The organism is Limosilactobacillus reuteri, assembly GCF_020785355.1.
GTDB lineage: Bacteria > Bacillota > Bacilli > Lactobacillales > Lactobacillaceae > Limosilactobacillus > Limosilactobacillus reuteri_I.
On record NZ_JAJGVH010000084.1, the window covers coordinates 61,625 to 83,258 of the forward strand.

Here is a 21,634-nt window from a genome sequence, read left to right on the forward strand (position 1 = left end):
TTAATAAAGGACTACTTTTATTCCCACTCCTATTTTGGTTACTGGTTGTGTTAAAAAAGAGGTGAAAGATTTGCGGAGTTTAACGGATTCCGTCGCCAATTTAAAAGGAGTTGGTCCTAAGCGGGTAGCAGATCTAGCTACTCTGGGAATAGATACTATTGAAGATTTGTTGACGTATTATCCCACTCGCTATAACGATTTCACGCCTACAGACATTGAAAGCGCCAAGGATAAACAGAAAATTACTCTTCAAGGAGTAGTGGTGTCAGAACCACTCTTGGTCCGCTATGGTTATCGGCGCAACCGGCTTACCTTTCGAATGCAGGTAGGTAATGAAGTGGTGATCGCAACTTTTTTTAATCAGCCCTATATAAAAAAGCAAATCGAACTAAATCAGCAAGTAACTGTAATGGGGAAATGGGATGCACCTCGCCGTCAAGTAACAGGAAACAAGCTTCTTAAGGAAAAAGCTGATGATCGAAATGAGTTTGGTGCGGTCTATGCGGTGAATAAGCATATCCGGCAAAACGTCCTCCAAAGTTTTATTCGTCAAGCTTACGAGGAATATGCCAATATCATTCCAACGTATTTGCCAGAAACGATTCGTCAACGATACCGGTTAATGGATCGGCGACAAATGATTAAGGAAATTCACTTTCCACAAACTCAGGCAACAGCAAAAGCCGCCCGCCGAACAGCAGCTTACGAAGAGTTTTTCCTGTTTCAGTTACGGCTGCAAGCGATTCGCCGTGCCCACCGTCAAGAAGATGGCGAACGGATTTTATACCATAATGACGAGTTAAAAGAATTTATTGGCGAACTCCCATTTGAATTAACTGATGCCCAAAAACGGGTTGTTAATGAAATTTGCCGTGATATGCGTCAACCATACCAGATGAATCGATTGTTACAGGGAGATGTTGGTTCTGGAAAGACAATTGTTGCTGCTATTGCCATTTATGCAGCTATTACTGCCGGTTATCAAGCAGCTTTAATGGCGCCGACAGAAATTCTGGCAGGACAACATGCTGAGAAATTAGCGAAAATTTTTGAAGGAACCCATGTCCAGGTTGCTCTTCTGACTGGTTCATTGACTGCTAAGCAACATCGGGAACTATTGACGGCGATGAAGCGGGGGGATGTCAACCTCATTGTCGGAACCCATGCGCTAATTCAAGATGGAGTCGAGTATGCTAATCTTGGTCTGGTAATTACTGATGAACAGCACCGTTTTGGGGTTAACCAGCGTCAGCAACTTCGTGAAAAAGGCGAACATCCTGATGTATTAGCCATGACAGCGACCCCTATCCCACGGACACTAGCGATTACTAATTATGGTGAAATGGATGTTTCGATAATTGACCAATTACCGGCTGGTCGAAAACCAATTCAAACAAAGTGGCTACAGTCTAACCAACATGCCGCAGCAATCCATTTTTTGCGTGAACAATTAAAGCAAGGAGCACAGGCGTATGTTGTGAGTCCTTTGATTGAGGAATCAGCGGCTCTAGATGTACAAAACGCGACTGATCTTTATAATCAGCTGTCGGCCGATCTTGAGCCAGCTTATAAAGTGGGCTTACTCCATGGACGAATGGGAACGGAAGAGAAAGATGAAGCGATGCGCCAGTTTAAATCTGGTGAGCTTCAAGTTTTAGTCGCAACCACGGTTATTGAAGTTGGTGTTGATAATCCTAATGCAACGGTAATGGTTATATATGATGCTGATCGTTTTGGGCTTGCACAGCTTCACCAATTACGTGGTCGGGTTGGTCGAGGCAGCCGGCAAAGCTATTGTCTCTTAATTGCCGATCCGAAAACTGATGAAGGAAAAGCCCGGATGAAAACGATGGTTGCTACCGATGATGGATTTAAGATAGCTGAGCAAGACTTGAAACTACGGGGATCTGGAGATGTTCTAGGAAAAAAGCAATCGGGGATGCCAGAATTTAAAGTGGGTGATCCGGTTGCTGATTTGAAAATGCTGCAAATTGCCCGTGCTGATGCTGGTAACCTATTAGGCATGCCCAATTGGGATCAGGTCGATGAAAATCAGCCACTTGTTTTATATTTAAAGCGTCATGAACTGGAGACGCACTTTGACTAATATGAGGAGGAAATTTTATGAAAATTGCTGTTGATGCAATGGGTGGAGATAATGCTCCCCAAGTAATCATTGAAGGGGTAGAAGAGGCCCGAGACCTATACCCCGACTTAGAATTTGACCTTTATGGAAATCCAGACAAGGTTAAACCCTTAATAAAAAATAATGAGCGGCTTAATATTGTTGCTACCAGTGAAGAAATTTCAATGGGTGAAGAACCAGTCCGGGCGATTCGGCGAAAAAAAGATTCGTCAATTGTTCGCGCAGCAACAGCAGTTAAAGAAGGCAAAGCTGATGCCTTCTTTTCTGCGGGAAACACTGGGGCAATTTTGGCGGCTGGCCTCTTCATTGTTGGCCGCATTAAAGGGATTGACCGTCCAGGACTTACTAGTATTTTGCCAATTGCCAAGCCAGGTGCTAGTCGGCACAATTTTGTCTACCTCGATACTGGTGCAAATGCGGAAAGTAAAGAGAAAAATTTGGAACAATATGCCTACCTTGGTAAATTTTATGCCGAAAATGTATTGGGAGTTGCGAACCCTCGGATTGCGCTATTAAACAATGGGGCAGAAGAAGATAAGGGTGACAAATTACATAAAGAAGTATGGAAAATCCTCGATAGCAAAGATGATTTAAATTTTGTCGGCAATATTGAATCTGGCGACCTCCTGTTTGGCAAGGCAGATGTTGTTGTAAGTGATGGGTGGACGGCAAATGCAGCCTTGAAAGCGACTGAAGGAACTGCCAAGATGATGATGACATTGATTAAAGATGGAATTTTACATGGTGGTCTTCGTGCTAAGCTAGGTTACCTCATGCTAAAGCCAGTTTTCCATCAAATAGGGCAAAAAATGAGTGCTTCAACTTATGGTGGGGCGGTTTTATTAGGACTGAAGGCACCAGTTGTTAAAACTCATGGATCTGCTGATGCTTTAGCCGTGAAAAATACAATTAGTCAAATTAGAACAATGCTCAAAACAGGTGTAATTGAAAAAACGGTTGAATTTTTCGATAACACCGAAAATCTAGACAATTCTCAGAAAAACGAATAGAATAAGTAGCGAACTAGTAAAGAGAGGTTAATAATAATGGCTGATAATAAGAAAACAGAAATCTTTAATAAGGTTTCAGAGATTGTTGCTGACCATTTTGATGTTGATCGGGCTAAGATTACTGATGATTTGAACTTAAAGACAGATTTGGATGCTGATTCAATTGATTTTGTTGAATTTGTTCTCGAATTAGAGGATACGTTTGGTGAAGAAATTAATGATGAAGATGCTGAAAAGTTAAGTACAATCGGTGAAGTTGTTGATTACATTGCAGAACACACTGCCAACTAATCGAACTGTTTAATTATTAAGGTAGAAAAGTAAGGGGCTGAGAAAAGGCGAAAGTTTTTTCACAGCCTTTAATTTTTTTGAATATTATTAAAATTACCTGCGGAATAGCGGGTTGTTTAGTATAATAGGCCTTAGACATTTTTTATAATTTAAGTCAAAAACGAAAGGAATTTTTTATGATCGAAGAATTACAAGACTACCTGGCCAAGGAATTTAATATTCATTTTGATAATCCTGCTTTATTAGCAGAAGCTTTTACTCAAGCTTCGTATGTAAATGAACATCCTAACCAAGGATTAAAATATTACGAACGGATTGAATTTCTTGGCGATGCTGTGTTGGAACTGATCGTTTCAGAATATATTTATAAACGTTTCCCTGAATTGCCACAGGGAAAACTTACCCGCTTAAGAGCAGCGATGGTATGTGAGGATAGTTTTTCTAAATTTGCCAAGGAATGTCACTTTGATCAATACATTCGCTTGGGTCATGGTGAGGAAATGGCCGGCGCAAGAGAACGTCCAGGCTTGCTATGTGATATTTTTGAATCATTTATTGGCGCCCTCTATTTAGATCAAGGTCGGCCAGCAGTTGAAAAATTTGTCCAACGAGTTATCTTTCCTAAACTTGATATGGGCTGGTTTGATCATGCTGTTGATGCCAAGACTAGTCTCCAAGAATTCCTCCAACGTGATGGTGATATTGCCATTGAATATCATTTGGTAGAGGAAAGCGGAACAGAAAACGACCCTGAATTTAAAGTAAACGTTACGGCTAACGGTGACGTTATCGGTGAAGGAAAGGGCTCATCAAAGAAGCATGCTGAAATGCAAGCAGCGCAACAGGCACTTGATAATATGAGAAATAAAAATAAATAGTAAGTAGGAATAACTGATGCAATTATTGTCTTTAACTTTGGACGGCTTTAAGTCCTTTGCCCAAAAAACAACAATTAAATTTGAGCCCGGGATGACAGGGATTGTTGGCCCGAATGGTAGTGGAAAGAGTAATATTATCGAAGCTATCCAATGGGTAATGGGCGAACAGTCGGCTCATCATTTGCGGGGAGATCGGATGGCTGACGTTATCTTTAATGGGTCATCAGATCGTAAACCTTTAAACCGGGCCCTTGTTTCGATTACGCTAGATAATAGTGATCATTACTTAGCTAGTGAATTTACTGAACTTACCATTACTCGTAAAATATACCGCAATGGTGATAGTGAGTACTTAATTAACGACCAAAACGTTCGCTTAAAGGACATTACAGACTTGTTTATTGATTCTGGTTTAGGTCGAGAATCCTTTTCTATTATTTCCCAGGGACGGATTGAAGAGATCTTTAACGGTAAACCAATTGATCGGCGGGGAATTATTGAAACCGTTGCTGGCGTTGCTAAGTATAAGAAGAACAAAGAAACAGCTGAAAAGCGACTTACTACGACGATGGAAAACCTTAACCGGGTAAATGACATTATTAGTGAGTTAGAAAAGCAGATTGAACCTTTAGAAGAACAAAGTGCAATTGCCCAAGATTACTTGGAACAAAAGAAGCAATTTGATGTGCTTGATCGGACACAAACAGTTCGTCATTATGATGAGTACTATGATAAGTTAACCAAATTAGGTGCCAAGCTCGAACAAGCAGAAGCGATGGTGAAGGACTATCAAGGACAAGCAGGCCATGATCGGCAGCAGCTTGATAATTTGAAACAAAAGCGCCAACAACTAAACGCAACTAAGGATCGGCTTCAAGCAATCATCTTAAATCAAACGGAGGCAATTGCTAAGTACGAGAATCAGCAGTCGGTTTCCAGTGTTCGCCGCGAGCAACGTGAAAATGAGCAGCGACGGTTAACTGCCCAACAGGCTGAACTTAATGCACGCTTAAAAGAGGTTAAGGCAAGCCAACAGGCAAATGACGAGCGATTGGCTGAACAAAAAGCGCTGATTAATAGTCAGCAAGCTGAGTTCGAAGCAGCCAGAAAGATGAGTAGCAGTGAGCGGATCGCGATCCTAAAACAGCAAGTAGAGGATTTACGTAACCAACAAGTTAGCTTGATGCAGGAAAGAACAACGATTCACAATCAGCAATCTTTCTTGTCACGTAATCATGAACAGGCGATGAGTCTTCAACGACAAAATGTCGAGGAACTTGACGCTACTAAGAACCAGCTTGCAGAAATTAATCAAGAATTCGACCGCTACCAACAAGCAGTGGCTATTACTAAAGAAAGTCTGCAGAATGTCAGTGAAAAACTAAAAGCAGCTCAAGATCACCGTGAAAAACTTAATTACGGGTACCAAACAAAGCAACGTGATTGGTATGCAGCATTAGGAGATGTGCGGTCACTTAAATCGCGAATTAACGCTTACCAGTCAATGGCCGATGAATATAGCGGCTATTACCGGGGCGTTCAAGAGGTTCTTCGGCAACGGCAGCAATTTCCTGGATTGGCGGGAGCAGTCAGCGAATTATTTGATGTTCCTGCCAAGTACACGCAAGCGGTTGAAACAGTATTAGGAAGTCAGCTTCAGCAATTAGTTGTTGATCGGCAAGCTACTGCCAAAGCAATTATTAACTTCTTGATTAAGACTCGCGCTGGCCGGGTAACTATTTTGCCGCTTGATACGCTTAGCCACCGGCGACCATTAAGTATTTGGCCGCAACTAACTGGCCTCCCTGGCTTTTTGGGCCGAGCAACAGAGCTTATTAGGTTTGATCAAAAGTTTCAGATTATTGCTGACCACTTACTAGGAACAACGGTTATTGCTGACAACCTTGATCATGCCACTGAGATTGCTCGTGCAGGTCGTCATATGATACGGGTGGTAACTCTTGATGGTCAGTTGATCAATGCTAGTGGAGCGATGACTGGGGGAGCCACCCGTAGTCAACGAACAGGACTTTTAAGTCAAAAGCAAATGGCTAAACAACTAGAAGAGGAACTGAAAAATCAGGAACAGCTTGCAGCGAGCTTAGAGCAAGAAATTGCTAAACTACAACAAGCGCAAAAAGCGAACGAACAAGTAGTAGCTGATTATCAGCAACAAGTTCAGACTTTACAAGATAAGTTTCATGAGCAAGAAAGTAGTTGCCAGTTGATCTCAAGTAAGCATGAGACGCTTACTAATCGGGTACAGATTTTAGAAACCCAAAATAAACAGCAAGACACTCAACATCAGGATTACGAATCACAAGTTCAACAAAATAATGAACAAGCTGATAAAGTAAACCAGAAATTGACGCAAGTTGTTGCAAAGATTAAGCAAATTCTTACCCAGATCGATGAATTACAGAATGATGAGTCGACTCAGGCACGACAATTAGCACAAATGCAACAAAAAATTGCAGTGGCTGAAGAACGACTTCAACAATATCAACGCCAAAGTCAAGAGTATAACCGGCAACGGCGAGAAGTTGAGGAGAGTTTAGAAAAGGTCACGATTGCAATCGCTGAGTTAACAACGCAATCAGCTAGTCAATCAACAAGTGAAAAATCGACACAGACAGCCTTAAAAGATGCTAAAGAAGAGCAGGCAAAAGCTAAGGTGCAACTGGAAGATAATTCAGTTGCTCTTGAAGAACTTGAGCAAAAGCTGTCACAAGCCGAAGCACATTATAATCGTCTGCAAGAACTTCAGCGGGCAGCCCTTGATGATCGTAATACCTTAAATGAAGAGCGCGTGAAGTATGAGTCAATGGTTGACCAAGCTCTTAATCGATTATCTGAGCAATATTCTATGACCATTGATGAAGCTCGCCAGCAGATGAGTGAATTGGACGAAGAGACCTTGACGACCCGGTTGAAGCTATTAAAGCGGGGATTGGATGATCTTGGTCAAGTTAATGTGGGAGCGATTGAAGAATATGAGCGTGTTCGTGAACGGTACGATTTCTTAAAGGGTCAACAAGACGACTTGCTCGCCTCTCGAGCTCAGCTTAATCAGACGATGGGTGAGATGGATGCTCAGGTAAAGAAACGTTTTATTACGACCTTTAATCAGGTTTCACAAAAGTTTGATGAGACGTTCCAACAAATTTTCTCTGGTGGTCATGCTAAACTTGTCTTAACCGATCCCCATGACTTATTAACAACCGGGGTCGATATTATGGCCCAGCCACCAGGAAAGAAAAACCAACATCTTTCATTGTTATCAGGTGGGGAACGAGCATTAACGGCGATTACCTTACTATTCGCTATTTTAAAAGTCCGCCCAGTTCCATTTGCAATTCTTGATGAACCAGAGGCAGCCTTGGATGAGGTCAATGTACAACGGTTTGCGCACTACCTCAGCAAATTTGGTACTGAAGGTCCACAATTTATCGTCATTACCCACCGTAAGGGAACGATGATGGACGCCGATGTATTGTACGGGGTTACAATGCAAGAATCAGGAGTTTCAAAGATGGTATCAGTGGACGTTGTTGATACTTTACAAGAGAGTGATAATTAACTAAATTTAGGAGGCTTCAAGTATGGGATTATTTGATATTTTCCGCCGTCATAAGAAAAAAGAAGAGGAAAAAACGCCTGATAGTTCAAGCGCAGTTGTTCAATCTGAAACCGCGCATGAAGATGAATCAGCCGATGCGACGAGTGCGGCGCCGGCTTCTGCCCCAACTCATCCGGAACCGGTAAATATTCCTCCTGCCGATAGCTATGAAGAAAAGATTAACCCGGATGGAACTCACGAAACGCTTCATAATGGGGTTAAAGAAGAAAAAGAAGAAGAGACTAGCGAGAAAAGTCACTCAGAAGAGGTAGCAGCCTCAAGTGTTTCTGAAGAAGAAGTACCGTCGTCTAGTACTCCGGAAGAAACTATTTCTGCAGAAGAACCATCTTCTAATTCTGCTGAAACTGAAACAGCCGTTGAACCGACCGAACCCGTTGCAGAAGAAGAAAAAGCGGTTGAAGAATCAGTAATGCCAACTAAAGAAGAAGTGGCAGAAGATTCCTCAACTGCTGAAGACTCAAATGAGACTGGTGATTCTGAAGAAAATGATGGTGATGAGGAGCAGGAGCAACAACCTTCTACTGAACCAGAAGAGGATCAAGAAACTGAAACGGTTAAGAAATACGATCGTGGGCTTGAGAAGTCCCGGACAGGCTTCGGGGCACGGTTAAATAAGTTCTTGGCTAATTTCCGGCATGTTGATGAAGACTTCTTTGATGATCTTGAAGATATGCTGATTGAATCTGATGTCGGTTATGATATGGCAATGAAGCTCAGTGATGAATTACGAGAAGAAGTAAAACTGCAAAACGCTAAGAGCAAGCAGGATGTTTCCAACGTCATTATTGAAAAAATGGTCGAACTTTACGATGAAGCTGGTCAAGATGAAAATCCTGACTTAACCATGGCAAAGGAAGGCCCAACTGTTATTATGTTTGTTGGTGTTAACGGTGCCGGAAAGACAACAACGATTGGTAAGATGGCCGCCCTCTTTAAGAAACAAGGTAAGAAAGTTCTTTTAGCGGCTGCTGATACATTCCGGGCCGGGGCAATTGAACAACTAGATGTGTGGGCAAAACGTGACGGTGTTGACATCGTTACCGGACCAGAAAACGGTGATCCAGCGGCCGTTGTCTTTGATGCAGTAAAACGGGCAAAAAATGAAAACTATGATATCTTATTCGTTGATACTGCTGGTCGTCTCCAAAACAAGGTTAACTTGATGAATGAGTTAGCTAAGATGAAGCGCATTCTTACTCGTGAAATTCCAGATGCTCCTCATGAAGTATTGTTAGTCTTGGATGCAACAACTGGTCAAAACGCTCTTAATCAGGCTAAACTATTTAAGGAAAGTACCGATGTAACAGGGATTGTTTTAACAAAACTAGACGGAACTGCTCGTGGGGGAATTGTTCTTGCTATCCGTAATGAACTCCACTTACCGGTTAAGTATGTGGGGCTTGGTGAAAAGGTAGACGACCTCCAGAAGTTTGATGCTGGCGACTTTGTTTATGGCCTGTTCAAAGGGTTAGTCGAAGTTGACTAGGCAGGTATGACGATATGGAAATTGAAAAGAATTATCGGATAAATTCATTATTTGAGTTTTACCAACCCTTATTAACCAAAAAACAAAATGATTATTTAGAGCTTTATTACGGGGATGACTACTCATTGGGCGAAATTGCCGAGAATTTCCATGTTAGTCGTCAAGCCGTATATGATAATATAAAGCGCACAGAAAGCATATTAGAAGATTACGAGGCCAAATTGCATTTGTATGCTGAATTTCAAGTTCGTAATCAACAGGCGGATCGAATTCAACGATACGTCCGAGAAAACTATCCAGATGATGCAACGCTCAATCACTTAGTAAATCATCTGGAAAGCTTGGAGGAAGAATAAAATGGCATTTGAAGGTTTAACAGATCGTCTGCAAAAGGCGATGGAAAAATTACGACGCAAACCCAAAGTTACAGAAGCTGATCTTCGGGAAACGATGCGTGAGATTCGGCTCGCCCTTTTAGAAGCTGATGTTAACTTTAAAGTTGTAAAAGACTTTGTAAAGACCGTTCGGGAAAAAGCAGCTGGGGCGGAAGTATTAAAAGGATTAAATCCAGCCCAACAAATCGTTAAAATTGTTAATGATGAATTAACGAAGCTGATGGGGGAAGAAGCGGTTCCGCTTAACAAAGCACCGCACATTCCAACTGTTATCATGATGGTTGGTCTTCAAGGGGCAGGTAAGACGACCACTGCCGGTAAATTGGCTTTACGATTAAAGAATGAAAATCACGCGCGGCCAATGTTTATTGCGGCCGACGTTTACCGTCCCGCCGCTATTACTCAGTTACAACAAGTAGCCGACCAGATTGATGTTCCTGTTTTTGAAAAGGGGATAGACGTTGATCCAGTGGAAATTGTTCGCGAAGGGATGGAAGTAGCCAAGAAAAATCATAATGATTATGTCATTATTGATACTGCTGGTCGGCTTCAGATTGATGAACAATTAATGGATGAGCTTGCGAATATTAAAGAGCTAGTAAATCCAAATGAAATTTTGCTTGTTATTGATTCGATGACTGGTCAAAACGCGGTTAATACGGCTCAAGGATTCGATGATAAACTTGATATCACCGGGGTTATCTTAACCAAGTTAGATGGTGATACTCGTGGTGGGGCTGCCATGTCAATCCGGGCAGTCACAGGTAAACCAATTAAGTTTGTCGGTGAAGGGGAAAAGATGGAGGATCTTGATGTCTTCCACCCTGACCGGATGGCTTCACGGATTTTGGGTATGGGGGACATGATGACCCTGATTGAAAAGGCCCAAAAGAATTTTGATGAAGAACAAGCCCAAGAAACAATGGATAAAATGCGTGAGAACACATTTGACTATAATGATTTCTTGGCGCAAATGGATCAGGTTACCAAGATGGGGCCGTTGGAAAACATTATTAAGATGATGCCGGGGATGGCTAATAACCCTGCCTTGAAGAATCTTAATTTGGATCCTAAGCAATTTGCTCATATCCGGGCCATTGTTCTTTCAATGACGCCAGAAGAACGTGAAAATCCTGATCTAATGAATCCTAGTCGTCGTCGTCGTTTAGCAGCTGGTGCGGGACGCCCAATTGTTGAAGTTAACCGAATGATTAAGCAATTTAATCAAATGCGTAAGATGATGAAGCAGGTTACAAACGGTAACTTCAATGGAATGCAAAATATGTTTGGCGGACAAATGCCAGGTGGCAAGATGGGACAAATGGCAATGAACCGTATGGCGCGAAAAATGAAAAAAGACAAGCAAAAACGCATTAAAAAGCTTCGTAAATTACGAAAGAAAAAATAATTTCAAAAAATTTAAGCCTGTCAAGAAAAAATACTTTACATTCTATTTGAACACTGGTATATTATTATCTGTTAAAAGAAATCAGGGAGGTGCAAAGAATGTCTGTTAAAATTCGTTTAAAGCGCATGGGTTCAAAGAAGCGTCCATTCTACCGGATCGTTGTAGCTGACTCACGTGCCCCACGTGATGGTCGTTTTATTACTTCAGTAGGTACTTACAACCCATTGACTACTCCTAAGGAAGTCAAGTTTGATGAAGACGCTGTTATGGAATGGTTACAAAAGGGTGCTCAACCTTCAGATACTGTTCGTAACATGCTTCAAGCAGCTGGCGTTATGAAGAAGTACCACGAAGCAAAGTACGCTAAGAAGTAGTGATAATCAGTCATGGCTGAGACAGATATTGAGTCGTTAATTCGTAGTTTAGTTATTCCGCTATTGAAGCAGCCACAGGCATTGTCAATTACCCAAAAAGATGATGGACGTTACCATCGTTATATAATTGATGTTGCTCCCAATGATGTTGGCCGTCTAATTGGTCGACAGGGACACGTTGCCGCAGCATTGCGAACAATAGTCGAGGGTACTCAATCTCGACGGGCTAACTCTAAGCGAGTCCGGTTATTAATTAATGACCATCGTCACTAAATTTAAAACTCCCACACTAATCTGTGGGAGTTTTTGTCTTTTCAGGAGGAATTTATGGAATATTATAATGTTGGTAAAATTGTAAATACTCATGGTGTTCGCGGAGAAGTGCGCGTATTAGCAACTACTGATTTTATTGATGAACGATTTGCCAAGGGAAATACCTTGTACCTACAACAATCAGGCGAGCCTTTACCATTGACGATTGAAAGTACACGGCAACATAAGGGCTTTGTTCTTGTTAAGTTTGTTGGCTACGATAATATCAATGATGTTGAACAATTCCGTGACCATGAATTAATGGTCAGTGCTGATGATCAACAACCCTTAGACGATGGTCAATATTACTACCACCAGATTATTGGATTAGACGTTGAAACAACAGATGGCCGTCACTTGGGGAAAATTAAGGAAATTCTGTCTCCTGGTGCGAATGATGTGTGGGTTGTTGAACGCCCAGAAAAACGAGATTTGTTATTACCGGTGATTGATGATGTTGTTAAAAACGTTGATCTTGATAAGAATCTTGTAACAGTCGAATTAATGGAAGGACTTGAATAATGAGGATTGATATTTTAAGCTTATTCCCCAATATGTTTCAAGCAACAATGGGGGAATCCATTATCGGTAAGGCACAAGATAATGGATTTATCGACATTAATGTGACCGATTTTCGTCAATATACTACCGATAAGCATAATCATGTTGACGATGCTCCATTTGGTGGTGGAGCGGGGATGCTCCTTCAAGCGCAACCGATTTTTGACGCAATGGATGCAATTCATGAACAAACGAAAGATCAGTATTCAAAGGGACGGGTTATTTTAATGGATCCCGCTGGTCGAAAGTTTGATCAAGCCTACGCCAAAGAGTTAGCCCAAGAAGATCACTTAACATTTATCTGCGGGCATTATGAAGGTTATGATGAACGAATCCGTAATTTAGTCACCGATGAAGCATCTCTTGGTGACTATGTGTTAACAGGCGGGGAATTAGCGGCGATGGTGATGATTGATGCGACCGTCCGCTTTGTTCCTGGTGTCCTCGGCAACATGTCTTCACCAATGGGAGATTCATTTAGTAACGGTTTGCTAGAATATCCTCAATATACACGTCCGGCAGATTTTCGGGGGATGAAGGTGCCGGAAGTTCTTACGAGTGGTAATCACCAGAAAATTAAAGAATGGCGGATGCGTGAATCGCTACGGCGGACTCTTCACCGGCGACCAGACCTTTTAAAAACCGCTAAGCTCAGTCGGGAACAGCAATTAATGTTAGAAGATATTAAGCTGGATGAAGATCCAACTGTTCCAGACTAAGGTGACGTGAATGAAAAAATTAATTAAACGATTATTTCTTAAGCAAAACCCCCGTGTTTATGAAGAAAAGGATGCGCAACTAACCCCTAGTTTGCGAACAAGAGACTTAATTGGACTAGGAACTGGGATGGTCGTGGGAACGGCTATCTTTACTTTGCCAGGGATTGTGGCAGCTGAGCATACTGGTCCCGCGGTTCCATTGGCCTTCATTGTAGCCGCAATTGGCGCAGGATTATCGGCATTAGCCTATGCAGAAACGTCCTCAGTCCTTCCTTTTGCTGGTTCCGCTTTTTCCTGGATCAATGTTTTGTTTGGTGAATTCTTTGGCTGGATTGCTGGCTGGGCGCTTTTAGCTGAGTATTTTATTTCAGTCGCTTTTGTTGCGTCTGGATGGTCAGCTTATATGCAAGGATTTCTTGGGAGTTTTGGGATTAAATTACCACACGCCTTAACTGGTGGTTTTGATCCACATACAGGGTCTTATATTGATATTCTGGCCGCCTTTGCAATTCTAATTGTTGGAATTTTAATTTCCCGCGGCGTCCATCAGGTTAGCCGGATTGAAAATATTATTGTTAGTGTAAAACTACTAGTAATTTTAATGTTTATCGTTGTAGGGGCAACTGCAATCCATCCCCAAAACTATGTCCCATTTCTCCCCGCTCATCAACCAGGCACCACTTTTGGGGGCTGGCAGGGAATCTTAGCTGGGACTGCGCAAATCTTTATTGCTTATGTCGGCTTTGATGCGATTGCGGCTAATACAGCTGAAACGATTAATCCGCAAAAGACAATGCCACGAGGATTGATCGGGACGTTATTGCTAGGAACAGGCTTCTTTATTGCGGTTTCGCTCGTATTAGTGGGGATGTTTAAATATAGCCGTTATGCAAATAATGCAGAACCAGCAGCCTGGGCTTTAAGACAGTCTGGACACTATATTACGGCGAACTTGCTTTCCGTTGTAGCGATTGTTGGTATTTTCTCTGCGTTAATCGCAATTCTTTTAGCTTCCTCTCGACTAATCTATGCCTTTGGACGGGACGGGTTACTACCAAAATCACTCGGACAAATCGATGGTAAGCACGTCCCTAATCACGCATTATGGATGATTACTTTCTTGGCCATGATCTTAGGTTCTGTTTTCCCATTTACGTTCTTGGCAACCCTTGTTTCTGCGGGAACCCTGGTCGCATTTATCTTTGTTTCTCTGGGAATTTATGCCTTACGTCCGCGGGAAGGGGTAGATTTGCCCGAAGCTCAGTTTAAGATGCCATTATATCCAGTACTTCCAGCGATTTCGGCGATCTTTTCAGCTGTGATCTTCTGGGGCCTAAATACTGATGCAAAAATTTTAATGGTTGGTTGGTTCGTGATCGGCTTGTTAATTTACTTTATCTATGGAATTCGTCATTCAATCATTAATAAAGAAACCCACTAATTTACCCTTGAAAGACAGCCGAAAACAATGTATAGTAGTTATTGGCTGTTTAGCTGTGAATAACGGTATTCCGCTGCCCGTCATACAGGACATGAATGTCGGCGAAAGGAAAGAAATATATTATGCGTCAAAATAAGTTAATCGAAAAGATTACTGCTAGTCAATTACGGGATGATATTCCAGAATTCCGTGCCGGTGATACTGTTCGTGTTCACGCTCGTATCGTTGAAGGTTCACGTGAACGTATCCAGATGTTCGAAGGTGTTGTTATCAAGCGCCACGGTGCTGGTATCAGTGCTACTTACACTGTACGTAAGATCAGTAACGGTGTAGGTGTTGAACGTACTTTCCCAGTTCACTCACCACGTGTTGACAAGATTGATGTTCTTCGTTACGGTCGTGTACGTCGTGCTAAGCTTTACTACTTACGTGAACGTACTGGTAAGGCTACTCGTATCGCTGAACGTCGTCGCGACAACTAGTAGTGCAGAACCCTTGTGTATCAAGGGTTCTTTTTTTGTTTTAAAATTATTTTTAAGAAAAAAGAAAGAGTAAAAATAATTTTTCAAAGCAAATGGTAGGTTTTTGGTAGTTTTTTATAGTTCATCAAGTTTTGACGCTTCCTTTTCAATTGCTTTTTGTGTCACATGAAGATATATCTGGGAGGTAATCTTACTACTGGAGTGACCAACTCTTTGTTGGATTACATATAGCGGAATTCCTAACTCAGCCATTTTTGAAATATGAGTATGCCTAAATACATGAGTACTTAATGGTTTATTAAGTTTAAGTTTCTTTTTTGCTGATCTTAAAACAGTATTTACTGATGCCGTTTGAATCGGTGTACCATTTTCAGTTGCGAAGATAAAACCTTTGCCATTAGATTTTTTCTTCAAATCAAGATAAATTTGAACGGCTTTCTTTGGTAGTACAACGCTACGGACTGAGGATGATGTTTTAGGTGTGTCGCTCTTTTTTTGTTCTTTGATTTTAATTCGTTTATACTCTAATGTACCGGTTATATCTACAAACCAATGGTTGTCCTTTTGGTAAACATCATCAAAACTTAAAGCGGCTGCTTCGCCAAAACGTAGCCCGGTGAGATATAACCATTCGCAAAGTTCTCCGTAGATCCTAGTATTGTTATATAGATACTTGAGTACGGCTTTAAGTTCGTCAGCTTCAAGAAACTTATCTTTAATTTGTTGACCATTAGCAGGGGCTTTATAATCAATTTTAACGTTATCAACTGGGTTATCTTTTGCATATGAGTGTTTTACGGCATAATCAAATAACTTGTGTAGATAGTACTTATATCGTGATACATAGCCACTAGACAACTCTCTATCCCCATACATTAGACTTTCTAGTTTTTCAGTAATGATAAGTGGAGTAAATTTTTCAACCAAGGCATCGTTACCAAAAATATCTAGTAAGGTATTAACCATTGTTTGATGGCTATAATACGTTGATCTCCTAATTCGTGGCTTTTCATATTCAGTATATTCATCAAGTAACTGTTTGAGTGTAATTCCATGAATTGTTTTTCCGATACCGACTTTTGATAAAGCTTTGGATATGCGATTATCTAGAATAATTTGAGCTTGCTTAGCAGTACTCTTTTTATGATCTTTTAATACTGATGATTTTAGTTTTATTAGTTAGAGGATCTTTATATTGCTCAAAGAAGCGGAACTTTCCATTGCGTTCTTGCATCCACATAATTATTTACCTTCAATCTCCATCATACTTACAGATTCTTCTAAATCATCGAGGATTTCGTTGGTTTCAATAAAAGCAATCCATTTTTGACTAGAGGTGTTTCTGTTGGCCTTCATCCCTTTATATAGCTTATCGTAAACATTCCCAATAAAATCATCAGTGAATTTATCCACAGTGCGTTCAATCTTAGCTTCGTTCCAGCGTTTAGCAGGTTGGCGCTTTTTATTTTTCGATTCTTGCTCTGTTCGCACCTTATCCTTAAAAATAGTAATTGCAGTAGAGGTATTATTGATATATTCAAGTAGTTCATTTTTGTTCATGGCGAGTGGCCCTTTCCGTACATACGTTCTTTTGTAGTGTTTTTTAAACCGGTCGATTTCGACCGGTTTAAGTTAAGCAATATAACTTTTATCTTCTGTATTCCATTCACTAATAGGAATAGCTTTATCAACATTCTTTACAAGTTCTGATAGTGAGTCCTTATTCGTAATTATGGTTGGGTTAACTCTTTTATCTGATTCAAGATCAAGTAGAAATGGTTTAAATGTTTGATTCGGTTTTTCATAATCATTTTCCTTAATTATCATATTAAGACTGAAGTTGTCAGAATTTTTGCTTAGTAATGTTACATTATTTTTATACCATTCATTAATTTGCGATTGTTTAGGACCAATTTGAATAAAAGATACCTGATTATTTTGCGTAAGGTATGTGTAATCCATTTCGAATTTTAACGGTAGTTCGGCAGAAGGTTTTATTTTAAGATTAGATTTCAGTTTAGTATTAATTAATTTTTTAGATTCAAATGTTTCAAAGACATACTTTTTTAAAGTAATAATATTACTATCTTGCTTTGGAAAAAAATCGTCTCCTATATATGTGGAAATTAGATTATTGAAAATATTAATATCATTATCGGTGATGGCAAAATGAATTTTTGAAAAAACAATATTTTCTGAAATCTTTCCTCCAAGAAAATTATTCCAGTCTCCATCAGCTTCATAATGTGCTACTTGGAATATGGTAGGATTTACTTGGATTTTTTTTAATAGAAATTCAAGATATTCTACTGAGTTTTTGTAAATTTTTCGATCAATATTATTCCAAAAGAAATAACGAAATTTTTTACTTTTCTCGGGAAGAAAACTGTAAGTAATTTCATTAGTTTTGGGATTTCCTATAATTATCCCGATATTTACTCTTTCATAGGTAATAAGATTGGGAATGTACGATATTATTGAATACCATAATTTATGCCGCTGATTGGCCATTCTAATTTACCTCCTAGTGAATTATTAAATGCACCTAATTCATAAAGTCTTTCTAGTAAATACCTAACTAGATATTTACTTTTTTCTATAAAATTAACGTAAGTATCTAGTTGAAGAGTATCTCCTGAAACCCAAACTGAGGGGATTTGATTTATAAACATTCTTAAATCTTCTGATTTAAGAGATTCAATTTTAGATATTATTTTTGCAAAAGGATTACCTGATTCAAAGAATATATTATTTTGCATTCCAGAAAAAATGGTACCTAAAGGATTAAGAGGCTTATTAGTAGACTGAAGTAACTTACATAAAAAGTAATCAATATAATTATTTGGATCCTGATCTTTATCCGGAATTGATTGCATAAATCTTACTTTATCTTTATTCCAGTAAGGAGATAAAAAGCAATGTCCAAAATCTAAAGCAAATACTTTCCTATTATTATGGTGATTAGTAATAATAATGTTACCTTCATTACCAAAGCGATCACAATTAGCAGTTAATAAATCAAGCGCGATTATTGAGGCATATGCTTCGGGATTTTCAACATTTCTAAAGAAAGAGTTCCATGAGCGAATAATTTGTGGTTTACCGTGTTGCATGGCTTCTATATAATGAGGGACAAGATTGCTTTCGGTATTATTTAAAATTTCACTTCCAAAGTAAAGACCCGGTTTAAGGTGATATTGAAATCTTAAGTCTTCATTTGCTTCAAGAAATTCCTTTTCTAAATTTAGAATAGCACAACTAGGGATAGGAATTTGTAAAGAATTTGCTATTTGACTAACAAAGAGCTCTTGCATAAAAACTGCATTTTCATTATGGGAAACTCCGTTTTGGTCTATAACATATTGTCTTTTCAAAAAATAATTTTTATTATTTGAAGCTAAAATAGATATAGGTTTACTCATACCTAGTTGAGGATTGAGGGAGGCATCGATTTGATCAACGTATTCTTTATCTATTTGCAATAAATTTCATCCTTTCTTTGAAGAGAGCTTTTATTTACCTTGCAGATTTACGATAACCAGCAGCTTGTGCTTCGGCTTCTGTATTAAAGTAAACTGCATTAGCTGAGTTCATACGGTAGCCTTGTTGGTCTGGAGTATGGTAAACCATCGTGCGTGAATTACCAACGATCGTACCCTGCTGGTCAGTTTCCATATCACCTTTGACTGTATTAAAATCGGTATCATTACTATCGTTGCTTGTAGCGGTTGAACTAGCTTCATTACTAGTGTCAGAATCATCATTATTCTCGGTAGATGAGTCATCATAATCATCTGATGAGTTAATATTGCTTTCATCGTCTGCTGATTCATCTTTGTTACTGCTGCCTTCATCTTTCTTGCTACTACTAGACGATACTTTAGCAGAACTAGCAGAGTGTGATATTTCTTTAGTTGTATTATTAGCTGCACCATATAGACTACTAAAGATTATAAGAGCAATTAATGATGGCAGTATTCTTGTTAAGAATAGGTGCTTTCTGTTGTCATTTTCTTGATAAACTTTAACTCCAAAATAAATAATGGCTACAATAGAAGCGATAATTCCTAGAAACATTAATATTTTAAATAGCCAAATAATTATAAATAGAACGAAAGCAAAACCTATTATCGTTCCTAATCCTTTATTTTTCATAAAATCAAATCCCCAAGGTTATTTTTTAAATTGTTTTCCCACAGTTCATACATACAAAATCTGTTTTCTTTGATCCTTTGCCAGCAAAACCGGCCAAGGTACCGACTTTAAGTCCACCAGTAACAACTGTCCCAGCGACGGCTTTTCCAACCGAAAAACTTTTTTTATGCACCCCGAGTGGTTGTACGTTTGTACTTCTACACTTGGGGCATTTTATTTTATTGCGATTTTTAAGTTGATATTTTTGAATCTTAAGTTGATTCTTTTGAAGTTTCAGCTCATTCTTTTGTATTTTTGCTTCACGTTTTTGTTCTTTAGTTGCTTGACGTTCAGCTTCTCTTGCTTTAGCTTGTTCTCTTATTTCCTCAAACTTTTGATCCCGTTCTTCTTTATCCTTAGCGATTTCTTCTGGTGTACATGTGTCCTTAAATCGGGGTTGTGTCCGCATGACGAGCCAAATCGCTATGAAACAAATTCTTCCCAACCAAGGAATATTGAATGAACAAATATTGGTTAGCCCAATGATGAATCAGCGACTAATCCGGTCGCAAAACCACCAGAAGGATCACCTTTCCAAAATTGTGGTTCTTTCTTATTGCTTTCAGTATTCATTAATCTTCCCCCCATTTAATATCGTTGATTTTGATTATAGTCGGGCATACTTTGTCCATTTGCTTCTGCTTGGTCACGCTTAGCTACCCAATTTTGGAAGTTTTGTGTTTCACTGCCATCAGGATTTTCGATACCTTGTTTAACGTTCCAATCATGTTGAATTCTACCGGTTTCAGCTTGAACTTTTGGATCACCACCAGAAGTAGAGGAACCACTACCGTTAGAATTAAAGTGGGGTACTTGGATATTTGACGCTGAGCTAGTTGAAGTGTTAGCTGATGGAACATTAATGTCTAAATCATTCGAATCAGTATCTTGATTATCTGAACTTACAAGATTTAATGAAAAATCATCATCTTGATCTTCGTCGTGAGTATGATGTTTTTTCACGCTGGATGATTCAGTGTTTTGCTTATTATTTTTCTGTGATGCAGAGTGACTACAACCTGCTAGCGATAGGCCAGCAACAACAGTAATACAAATAAGACCTATTTTCCTCATAAAATTACTCCCTAATAATTACAGCTTTTACCGTTTGGATAACCAAGTAGTTTCTCAATTAGGCGTTTGAGAGCCTTTTTGATTGCAACCTTTACAAAATGTAGCAGTTGCTTAACGAGCCCGTTCGGTACGATCAGAATGAGAAGTACAAACTTCATAGGAGAACCCCTTTTGTGCGTAAGTTTTGATCGTTACTCCCAACACGCAATAGCTATTGTACCATAATTTATTTATACTATAATATACATATCAGAATGAGAATTACCGGCATGCAAAGTGGATTCAGTTCGTTACTTAATCCGTAACTGATACTAAGTTGATGAATAAAGAGCGCCTTAAGCGTCCCAAGACCGGTACTGAAGGTGTCCAAATAGGGCACCTTTATTTTTGTTTTAAATTAAAAAACTCACCACAATCATGATTGCAGTGAGTAGTCAAAGTAAATTAATTTTAAAAAACATTTTTCATCAATTGGGATGGGAGATTTTGATAGGTAGTGAGTTCGGTGATTGATTTAGTTCTTTAAATCGAAAAAGTCTCCCATTTCCTTAAGGCTGCGATCTTCTTTTGAACGACCTTTATTAATAACGGCTGTTTGAATTTGGTGATAGAAAGTAAGCGCTTCTTCGTATGCTTCCTTGTAAACCCTTAATTTGTCTTGAGTAGTAAGGTCCGGTGAACTTTGCACACAAGCTAAAGCAAACTTAGCAGGGTCGATTCGATACTTGGTTAAGTCCATTTGTTTCACTTCCCTTCTCTAGCAATAATTATAACAGCGGTGATTGATAAATACTGTTAAGAAGGCTTGCGTGAAATTTTCTTATTGCGTAGCTAGTTCTTTTATTTTATAGTTAAGACTAGAATTATCACTTGATGAGGTGACATGTGATGAATTACGAGGAGCTGTTTCAAAAAATTGGTGAGTGGGCGCATGAACGCGGGATTGACCACGCAGATCCACGTGTCGAATTTATGAAGATGGCAGAAGAGCTTGGCGAACTTTCTAGTGCGTATAATAAGGAAAATCGGACCAAGCTTATCGACAGCATCGGTGACTTACAGATTGCACTGCTAATCTTTTGTAAATTAGTGGGCGTTGACCATCAACAAGCGCTTACCGCAGCTTATCAAGAGATTGCAAAGCGAACGGGTAAGACAACTGCCGATGGGGTATTCATCAAAGAAAGCGACCTTAAATCAAGAAATAAAAAGGAGAAATAGCT

The 21,634-nt window shown here is 39.6% G+C and carries 23 protein-coding genes; 15 read left to right on the top strand and 8 right to left on the bottom strand.

Annotation, left to right across the window (positions count from 1 at the left end):
* Positions 1-34: 34 nt before the first annotated feature.
* From recG to rplS, 14 genes are all read left to right on the top strand, one after another.
* Positions 35-2,107, top strand: coding sequence for an ATP-dependent DNA helicase RecG (recG, locus tag LMB56_RS10215; RefSeq protein WP_267865221.1), 2,073 nt, complete (start codon positions 35-37; stop codon positions 2,105-2,107).
* Between the two features lie 17 nt (positions 2,108-2,124).
* Complete coding sequence (gene plsX / locus LMB56_RS10220) at positions 2,125-3,156, top strand: phosphate acyltransferase PlsX (RefSeq protein WP_035156838.1); 1,032 nt, start codon at positions 2,125-2,127, stop codon at positions 3,154-3,156.
* Positions 3,157-3,192: 36 nt separating this feature from the next.
* On the top strand, positions 3,193-3,447 hold the full coding sequence (gene acpP / locus LMB56_RS10225) for an acyl carrier protein (RefSeq protein ID WP_003663823.1): 255 nt from the start codon (positions 3,193-3,195) through the stop codon (positions 3,445-3,447).
* Positions 3,448-3,623: 176 nt separating this feature from the next.
* Positions 3,624-4,325, top strand: coding sequence for a ribonuclease III (gene rnc / locus LMB56_RS10230; protein ID WP_003663822.1), 702 nt, complete (start codon positions 3,624-3,626; stop codon positions 4,323-4,325).
* 16 nt (positions 4,326-4,341) lie between these two features.
* Complete coding sequence (smc, locus tag LMB56_RS10235) at positions 4,342-7,905, top strand: chromosome segregation protein SMC (RefSeq protein WP_229283985.1); 3,564 nt, start codon at positions 4,342-4,344, stop codon at positions 7,903-7,905.
* A 22-nt stretch (positions 7,906-7,927) separates the two neighbouring features.
* A complete protein-coding gene (ftsY, locus tag LMB56_RS10240; RefSeq protein ID WP_229283986.1) occupies positions 7,928-9,451 on the top strand; it encodes a signal recognition particle-docking protein FtsY in 1,524 nt (507 codons plus the stop codon).
* 14 nt (positions 9,452-9,465) lie between these two features.
* Positions 9,466-9,807, top strand: coding sequence for a putative DNA-binding protein (locus LMB56_RS10245; protein ID WP_003663818.1), 342 nt, complete (start codon positions 9,466-9,468; stop codon positions 9,805-9,807).
* Position 9,808: 1 nt separating this feature from the next.
* Entirely contained in the window at positions 9,809-11,254 is a 1,446-nt protein-coding gene (gene ffh, locus LMB56_RS10250) for a signal recognition particle protein (protein ID WP_229283987.1), read from the top strand.
* A gap of 98 nt (positions 11,255-11,352) precedes the next feature.
* Positions 11,353-11,628, top strand: a complete 276-nt coding sequence (gene rpsP, locus LMB56_RS10255) for a 30S ribosomal protein S16 (protein ID WP_003663816.1) — start codon at positions 11,353-11,355, stop codon at positions 11,626-11,628.
* 12 nt (positions 11,629-11,640) lie between these two features.
* Positions 11,641-11,901, top strand: a complete 261-nt coding sequence (locus LMB56_RS10260) for a KH domain-containing protein (RefSeq protein ID WP_003668367.1) — start codon at positions 11,641-11,643, stop codon at positions 11,899-11,901.
* 54 nt (positions 11,902-11,955) lie between these two features.
* Complete coding sequence (gene rimM, locus LMB56_RS10265; RefSeq protein WP_003663814.1) at positions 11,956-12,462, top strand: ribosome maturation factor RimM; 507 nt, start codon at positions 11,956-11,958, stop codon at positions 12,460-12,462.
* On the top strand, positions 12,462-13,220 hold the full coding sequence (gene trmD / locus LMB56_RS10270; RefSeq protein WP_003663813.1) for a tRNA (guanosine(37)-N1)-methyltransferase TrmD: 759 nt from the start codon (positions 12,462-12,464) through the stop codon (positions 13,218-13,220). The genes rimM and trmD overlap by 1 nt, the downstream gene beginning before the upstream one ends.
* 10 nt (positions 13,221-13,230) lie before the next feature.
* Positions 13,231-14,661 carry an APC family permease gene (locus LMB56_RS10275; protein WP_229273279.1) on the top strand — a complete coding sequence of 477 codons (1,431 nt, stop codon included), beginning with the start codon at positions 13,231-13,233 and terminating at the stop codon, positions 14,659-14,661.
* A 122-nt stretch (positions 14,662-14,783) separates the two neighbouring features.
* A complete protein-coding gene (gene rplS / locus LMB56_RS10280) occupies positions 14,784-15,143 on the top strand; it encodes a 50S ribosomal protein L19 (RefSeq protein WP_003675625.1) in 360 nt (119 codons plus the stop codon).
* 114 nt (positions 15,144-15,257) lie between these two features.
* Here rplS and LMB56_RS10285 read toward each other — a convergent pair whose 3' ends face one another.
* The 8 genes from LMB56_RS10285 to LMB56_RS10320 form a co-directional block, all read right to left on the bottom strand.
* On the bottom strand, positions 15,258-16,319 hold the full coding sequence (locus LMB56_RS10285; protein ID WP_324294825.1) for a tyrosine-type recombinase/integrase: 1,062 nt from the start codon (positions 16,317-16,319) through the stop codon (positions 15,258-15,260).
* 66 nt (positions 16,320-16,385) lie between these two features.
* A complete protein-coding gene (locus tag LMB56_RS10290) occupies positions 16,386-16,703 on the bottom strand; it encodes a hypothetical protein (RefSeq protein WP_229283988.1) in 318 nt (105 codons plus the stop codon).
* A gap of 72 nt (positions 16,704-16,775) precedes the next feature.
* Positions 16,776-17,654, bottom strand: a complete 879-nt coding sequence (locus LMB56_RS10295) for a DUF3037 domain-containing protein (RefSeq protein WP_229283989.1) — start codon at positions 17,652-17,654, stop codon at positions 16,776-16,778.
* Positions 17,618-18,625 (bottom strand): protein kinase family protein, encoded by a 1,008-nt coding sequence (locus tag LMB56_RS10300; RefSeq protein WP_229283990.1) that lies wholly within the window; start codon positions 18,623-18,625, stop codon positions 17,618-17,620. The genes LMB56_RS10295 and LMB56_RS10300 overlap by 37 nt, the downstream gene beginning before the upstream one ends.
* A 34-nt stretch (positions 18,626-18,659) precedes the next feature.
* Positions 18,660-19,298, bottom strand: coding sequence for a sunset domain-containing protein (locus LMB56_RS10305; RefSeq protein WP_229283991.1), 639 nt, complete (start codon positions 19,296-19,298; stop codon positions 18,660-18,662).
* A gap of 25 nt (positions 19,299-19,323) precedes the next feature.
* Entirely contained in the window at positions 19,324-19,746 is a 423-nt protein-coding gene (locus LMB56_RS10310; protein WP_229283992.1) for a hypothetical protein, read from the bottom strand.
* Positions 19,747-19,925: 179 nt separating this feature from the next.
* Positions 19,926-20,411, bottom strand: coding sequence for a hypothetical protein (locus tag LMB56_RS10315; protein ID WP_229283993.1), 486 nt, complete (start codon positions 20,409-20,411; stop codon positions 19,926-19,928).
* 514 nt (positions 20,412-20,925) lie between these two features.
* Positions 20,926-21,150, bottom strand: a complete 225-nt coding sequence (locus LMB56_RS10320) for a hypothetical protein (RefSeq protein ID WP_042746283.1) — start codon at positions 21,148-21,150, stop codon at positions 20,926-20,928.
* A gap of 149 nt (positions 21,151-21,299) precedes the next feature.
* Between LMB56_RS10320 and LMB56_RS10325 the strand changes: the two genes are divergently transcribed.
* The gene (locus tag LMB56_RS10325; protein ID WP_229277920.1) at positions 21,300-21,632 is read left to right on the top strand and encodes a MazG-like family protein; all 333 of its coding nucleotides are present in this window, start codon (positions 21,300-21,302) and stop codon (positions 21,630-21,632) included.
* The last annotated feature ends 2 nt before the right edge of the window (positions 21,633-21,634 follow it).